Here is a 6,025-nt window from a genome sequence, read left to right as displayed (position 1 = left end):
TTATCCGGACAATGGTCTTTTAAGGGGCTATTTTTCTTACTAAGAATACAGACTTTGTACTGTTTTTCTCCCTTGTCACCTAGTCCACCTTGTCCACCTTGTCTTGTCCTTTTAAGGGGAGGGGACTGGATTTGATTGTTTTTTGTGTGTTCCCCAATCCTTCCCATTCCCTAATCCTTCGGTGCTCCCCAATCCTTCGGTGTTCCCTGTTCCCTGTTCGGTGTGTTCCCTGTTCCCTAAGATAAAAATTACCTGTTGAAAACTTATCAAACATCCTCTCAGATTCTCCCAAAATTTAGTTAATTAAATCCTACAAAAATGTTGAATATCTACATTTTTCATGATCTCCAAGCCATATGATCAGGAATTAATATAGTGTTCCAAAATAATTTCTCAAGAGAATTAAATGAAACAACACGTAGTCACTCACCTGAATAAATCCAGTCTTTTCAAGACTAACCCCTTCGTCCTATAACCCTGCTGTGGGTGAGAAAATTCATATTTGATAAGTAAGGTTGATGAAAAGCGATACACCAGAAGAGTTAAACTCAGATAGAGAAATTGAACGCTTAATAGACGAAATCATGTCCTCAACCCTAACTAACTTAACTGATGAACAATACCGCCACAAGATGCAGCGGCGCAAAGAGGTACAGGATCGCCGTATAGCAGAGGCTGTACCAGAAAAAGGTTTAATTATAGTTAATACTGGTAATGGTAAGGGTAAAACCACTGCGGCTTTGGGTATGGTGTTGCGATCGCTCGGTCATGGGTATAAAGTAGCGATTGTGCAATTTATCAAAGGTGCTTGGGAACCATCAGAAAAAAAGGTTTTCAGCTTTTGGGAAAACCAGATAGAATTTCACGCTATGGGGGAAGGCTTTACCTGGGAAACTCAAGACCGCGATCGCGACCTTGACAAAGCCAGCGCTGCTTGGGAGAAATCATTAGAATATATTCGCAATCCAGAATTTCAGTTAGTGTTGCTCGATGAAATCAATATCGCCCTCAAAATGGGCTATTTAGAAGTAGATCAAGTTTTAGCAGGGTTAGCAGAAAAACCACCCAACAAGCACGTAATTCTCACAGGTCGAGGCGCACCCCCTGCTTTAATCGAGCGAGCAGATTTAGTCACGGAAATGACTCTGATTAAACATCCTTTCCGGGATCAAGGAGTGAAGGCCCAAGCTGGGATTGAGTTTTAATTAACACCATCCCTCGTGGAAAAACAAGATAAAAAATCGCCCCCTGACTTCAGGAGGCGCGTCACCGCAAGCTATCTGCTTTTAGCTAGCAACATACTCCTTAACATTGGCGCGACGACGGCGCAAATGAGCAAGAGCTTGATGTTCTAGCTGACGGACGCGCTCACGGCTAAGATTTAAGCGTTCACCCACCTTAGCTAAAGACATTTCATGACCATCTTCTAAACCAAAGCGCAGGGCTAAAACCTGTCTTTGTTGGGGGGTAAGTTCTGCCAACAAGTTATTCAGGTCTTCACGCAAGAACTCTTGGGTGGTGTAATACTCAGGAGATGGTCCTTCATCTTCGAGCATTTCTTGCAATTCTGTATCCTGGTTATCGCCGACTTTCACATCTAAGGACACTGGTTGACGCGCCATATTCAGGTATTCCCGAATCTGCATCGGCTCTAGTTCCAACTCTTGCGCAATTTCCGCAGGATTCGGCGATCGCCCCAACTTTTGCGCCAATTCCCGCTGTACTTTTTTGATTTTGTTGAGTTTCTCGGTGATATGAATCGGTAACCGAATAGTCCGACCTTGCTGGGCGATCGCCCGGGTAATCGCTTGGCGAATCCACCAGTAAGCATAGGTGGAGAACTTATAACCCCTGGTGGGATCAAACTTTTCTACACCCCTTTCTAATCCTAGAGTTCCTTCCTGGATCAAATCCAAAAACTCCATGTTGCGCTTTTGGTATTTCTTGGCGATGGCCACAACCAAACGCAGGTTGGCTTCAATCATCTTTTGCTTGGCCCGTTTACCTAGGGTGACAGAGTGTGTGATCTGTGTTTCCGTTTGGTTAACATGGGCTGCCCACTCTGCTAAACTAGGTTCATGACCTAGCTCCTGCCCTAAGGAGTCTTTAGCCTCCACAAGGGTCATCATTTGTTGTACCTGCTTGCCAAAAATAATCTCTTCTTCTCGCGTTAGCAGTGGTACCCGACCAATTTCCCGCAGATAGGTTCTGACCATATCAGCCGTGAATTTGGTATTGAGGTTTTCGGTTTTGGTTTTAACAATAGCCATTGGTGCGTTGTCCTCTACTCCGTAAATACAACGGATCTTGAATAACTAAATCTGGTTTGGAAAGGTAGTAAACATATCACGGAACATAGGGCGCTACCAAAAGAAGTCAATTCATACACCGCCTATGAAAGATTAAGAATACCCCTACCCGATATAGGTTCCCTTACCTTCCCTGAATTTTGAAGTCTCCTAGAAGCACACTTGGTTATTGGCGTAAATTCTTTTTATCCTCGGCCGCGATGTGCAATTGTAAAATCTGAAGTCGATATGATTTCTACTTATCCTATACTAAGACAAATCAAGCAGATAGTAAAGTAACTCAGGTAAATCTTTCAATTATAATTGAAAACTGTTTCGTTGACAAAAAAAATAATTTACACAAATCTTACTAACTATATCCATAGTGACGCAAAAACCCCCTCTTCAGTTGCTGACAAGTAGCGGGATAACCGAACTATTTGACCGGCGAAGATGGAGAGATGTTACGCAACCAAAGAATTTTAGGCAGCAAAAGTGCTATTGGGGATCGAATGTAGGTAGACGCGATTCATCGCGTCTTGGCAAGATTAAGGCACAATTAGCACTGGGCAAGGAGAAAGATTAATTACACGCGTAGTAACACTATCACTTGCTCCCTCGTCAGTCAAACCTAATCCTCTACAACCCATGATAATTAAATCTGCCCCGATGTCATCAGCCACATCGCAGATAGTAAAGGCTGGTTTCCCCTGTTTTTCCAGAATCTCACATTGAATTCCTTGCTGAGAAAACAAAGATCGCGCATTTTCCAGCAATTGAGAGACAAGGTCTGACGACTTCATGGGATCTGGACTGGGTACATCCGTGACTGGTTCTTCCACCACAGACAGCAGCACCAAGCGACTACCGTACTTCTGCACAACGTTGGTAACTACATCAGCAGCTTCTCGCGCTTCCCGGCTTTGATCAATTGGAAATAGTACTGTTTTAAACATCTCTGTCACTTAGCACCCCTGACTACGTTGACACTCACCTAACTAAGGAGATTTAGTGTTTACCCTTGCTTCACTGTGCAAAAGTCCGCCTCTGCGAGTCCACAAGTTAACACCGTGGAACTCACCTACCGCCCTGGCAGTTCTCAAGCGCACGCTTTTTAAGTGTACGCTTTACCGCTATGATAATTTTAGCATTTCACGACAGAATCAAATCAGTCATTAGCTTAATATGCCCCGCATAAATAACGGGGGATTTACGCATCACTGCTTGCTCGTAAAATCTTGATGGTTCCACTTTCAAAACAATAACAAAAGGCTAATCAGGAGAGTCTATCATAATGTCGAAAAAAACTTTAGCAAATTTGTCTGCAAGTGATATATCAGGTAAACGTGCCTTAGTACGGGTTGATTTTAACGTCCCTGTCGATGACCAAGGCAACATCACAGATGATACTCGCATTCGCGCTGCTTTGCCCACTATCCAAGATTTGACCCAGAAGGGAGCTAAGGTAATTCTAGCTAGCCATTTTGGTCGTCCCAAGGGTGTGGATGACAAGCTGCGTTTAACCCCAGTTGCTAAACGTCTCTCGGAATTGCTAGGTCAAGAAGTTGTCAAAACTGATGACTGTATCGGCGATGCGGTTGCTGCTCAAGTTGCAGCTTTACAAAATGGACAAGTTCTGCTACTCGAAAATGTCCGCTTCTACAAGGAAGAAGAGAAAAACGACCCAGAATTTGCTAAAAAACTGGCAGCTAATGCTGACTTTTATGTGAATGATGCTTTTGGTACAGCACACCGCGCCCACGCTTCGACTGAAGGTGTAACTCACTACTTGAGTCCTTCTGTGGGGGGATATTTGATCGAGAAGGAACTACAGTACTTACAGAGTGCTATTGAAGATCCCCAACGTCCTTTGGCGGCAATTATTGGCGGTTCCAAGGTTTCCAGCAAAATAGGTGTGATTGAAACTCTCCTGGAAAAATGCGATAAGCTGATCATCGGTGGCGGGATGATTTTCACCTTCTATAAAGCCCGGGGTTTAAGTGTTGGTAAGTCTTTGGTAGAAGAAGATAAATTAGAACTGGCCAAGACTTTGGAAGCTAAAGCTCAAGAACGTGGCGTTACCTTCTTGTTACCTACAGATATCGTCTCAGCAGATAAGTTCGCCCCCGATGCTAATGCAACAACTGTCAGTATTGAAAATATTCCCGCTGATGGTATGGGTTTGGATATTGGCCCCGACTCTGTGAAGGTTTTCCAAGCAGCTTTGGCTGATTGCAAAACTGTGATTTGGAACGGCCCTATGGGTGTGTTTGAGTTTGATAAATTTGCTACCGGTACAGAAGCGATCGCTCATACTCTCGCAGAAATCGGTAAAACTGGTACAACCACAATCATCGGTGGTGGTGACTCAGTGGCGGCTGTGGAAAAGGTCGGTTTAGCTGATCAAATGAGCCACATCTCCACCGGTGGAGGCGCTAGCTTGGAACTGTTAGAAGGTAAAATCTTACCTGGTATTGCGGCTTTAGACGAAGCATAAGTAATTAATTAACAGTCAAGAGTGAACAGCCTCAAGGCTGTTCACTGTCACATTTAATACAAATCAATATAGTGTTAAGTATTTTAGCAGGGTTCCCCATCTGCAGCTATGGTGACAAAATCTCTATTACCAGTTAAGTAGTTCTTGTATGAAATATCAAATTTGGCTACACTGTCTATTGACTGGCTGCTTCTGTTTACCCCTAGGTTTTATCCCTCCTACTCCAGTCTTAGCAACACATCAACCTGACCACGTAGTTAAGAGCATCTCCAGCTATGACGAATATATGCAAGTTGGTTATGCAAAAATTGCTGACAGGGAATATCGCCAAGCTTTAATATATTTCCAGCAAGCATTAGCAGCACGTCCGGGCGATCGCCAAGCCGCAGAAGCCATCAGGAATATTGAAGCTTATATTCAACCCGGTGGCAATGTAATTATATTCCCGGAAGGCAGACCTAGCAGAACCACTCCTGCAGGTACACGTCTACCTGAATTGCTTACAAATGAAGAGGAAAAATGTTTCCCGGATGAGCAGTTTCCTGTTTCCCTCATCCCCGCCCACGAACAAGATGGAAAGCAGCGAACCACGTCAGACCATCCCCAATTCTGGTTCTACATTCCTGAAACTACCACAGCAATACAAAGACTGGAATTTCTGCTCAGGGATGATCAAATACCTCAAAACCTGTATACAAAGACCTTTGATGGGGGAGCCAAAGCAGGTATTGTGAGTATCAAAATACCTACTAGTGAAGCACCATTAACAGCAGACCGTGCATATACTTGGAAACTTTCCATCATTTGTGATTCTTCTAGTCCTTCAGATTTGTACTTAAAAGGTAAGATTGAGGTAGTCAAAGATCCTAATCTTTACTCTCAGGTGCAACAGACCACGGAACCTTTAGATCAGGCAATGCTTTATGCCACCGCTGGACTGTGGGAAAATTTTGTGAGTATTTTAGCTGATTTACACCGTCAACGCCCCAATGATCCCCAGATTAACCAGTATTGGCTGGAATTGTTGACATCAGTGGGGTTGACAAAAGCACCTTCAGACTCACCATGATCAGGAAACCCAGGGAATATCAAATTTACCGACAATATGCCGTAGCAGCATCAACTCGGTGAGGGTGATTTCCCCTAGGAGCAGCCACTAAAACCACATCTCCTTGAGCATTAACTACCCATCCCTGGGCGGGGATAACTCTTCGAGTCATCATAGATACAGGACTGACCA

General features: G+C 43.9%; 5 protein-coding genes. 3 read left to right on the top strand and 2 right to left on the bottom strand.

All coding sequences use genetic code 11. The features are described 5' to 3' along the window. The first annotated feature begins 518 nt into the window (after nucleotides 1–518). The gene (cobO, locus tag PN457_RS15035) at nucleotides 519–1,205 is read left to right on the top strand and encodes a cob(I)yrinic acid a,c-diamide adenosyltransferase (protein ID WP_271734197.1); all 687 of its coding nucleotides are present in this window, start codon (nucleotides 519–521) and stop codon (nucleotides 1,203–1,205) included. Between the two features lie 81 nt (nucleotides 1,206–1,286). On the opposite strand, the gene PN457_RS15030 is transcribed toward cobO, so the two are convergent. Together PN457_RS15030 and PN457_RS15025 are read right to left on the bottom strand one after the other, a co-directional pair. Further along, nucleotides 1,287–2,270: an RNA polymerase sigma factor, RpoD/SigA family gene (locus PN457_RS15030; RefSeq protein ID WP_271734196.1), complete on the bottom strand. Its 984-nt coding sequence runs from the start codon at nucleotides 2,268–2,270 to the stop codon at nucleotides 1,287–1,289. Nucleotides 2,271–2,836: 566 nt separating this feature from the next. Beyond that, nucleotides 2,837–3,244 (bottom strand): universal stress protein, encoded by a 408-nt coding sequence (locus PN457_RS15025; protein ID WP_271734194.1) that lies wholly within the window; start codon nucleotides 3,242–3,244, stop codon nucleotides 2,837–2,839. Nucleotides 3,245–3,582: 338 nt separating this feature from the next. On the opposite strand from PN457_RS15025, the gene PN457_RS15020 reads away from it, so the two are divergent. Both PN457_RS15020 and PN457_RS15015 read left to right on the top strand, forming a co-directional pair. Further along, nucleotides 3,583–4,785 (top strand): phosphoglycerate kinase, encoded by a 1,203-nt coding sequence (locus PN457_RS15020; RefSeq protein ID WP_271734193.1) that lies wholly within the window; start codon nucleotides 3,583–3,585, stop codon nucleotides 4,783–4,785. Between the two features lie 148 nt (nucleotides 4,786–4,933). Next, a complete protein-coding gene (locus PN457_RS15015) occupies nucleotides 4,934–5,854 on the top strand; it encodes a DUF928 domain-containing protein (RefSeq protein ID WP_271734192.1) in 921 nt (306 codons plus the stop codon). Nucleotides 5,855–6,025: the final 171 nt, after the last annotated feature.

Source organism: Anabaenopsis arnoldii, assembly GCF_028331025.1.
GTDB classification, from domain to species: domain Bacteria; phylum Cyanobacteriota; class Cyanobacteriia; order Cyanobacteriales; family Nostocaceae; genus Anabaenopsis; species Anabaenopsis arnoldii.
The sequence above is the reverse complement of the archived record's forward strand: the minus strand, read 5'-3'. Positions and strand labels throughout refer to the sequence as shown.

What these genes read in the sequence shown, in the direction of transcription:
- PN457_RS15015 (WP_271734192.1), top strand. Translation starts at nt 4,934, where the DNA reads ATGAAATATCAAATTTGGCTACACTGTCTATTGACTGGCTGCTTCTGT.
- PN457_RS15030 (WP_271734196.1), bottom strand. Translation starts at nt 2,270, where the DNA reads ATGGCTATTGTTAAAACCAAAACCGAAAACCTCAATACCAAATTCACG.
- PN457_RS15025 (WP_271734194.1), bottom strand. Translation starts at nt 3,244, where the DNA reads ATGTTTAAAACAGTACTATTTCCAATTGATCAAAGCCGGGAAGCGCGA.
- PN457_RS15020 (WP_271734193.1), top strand. Translation starts at nt 3,583, where the DNA reads ATGTCGAAAAAAACTTTAGCAAATTTGTCTGCAAGTGATATATCAGGT.
- cobO (WP_271734197.1), top strand. Translation starts at nt 519, where the DNA reads ATGAAAAGCGATACACCAGAAGAGTTAAACTCAGATAGAGAAATTGAA.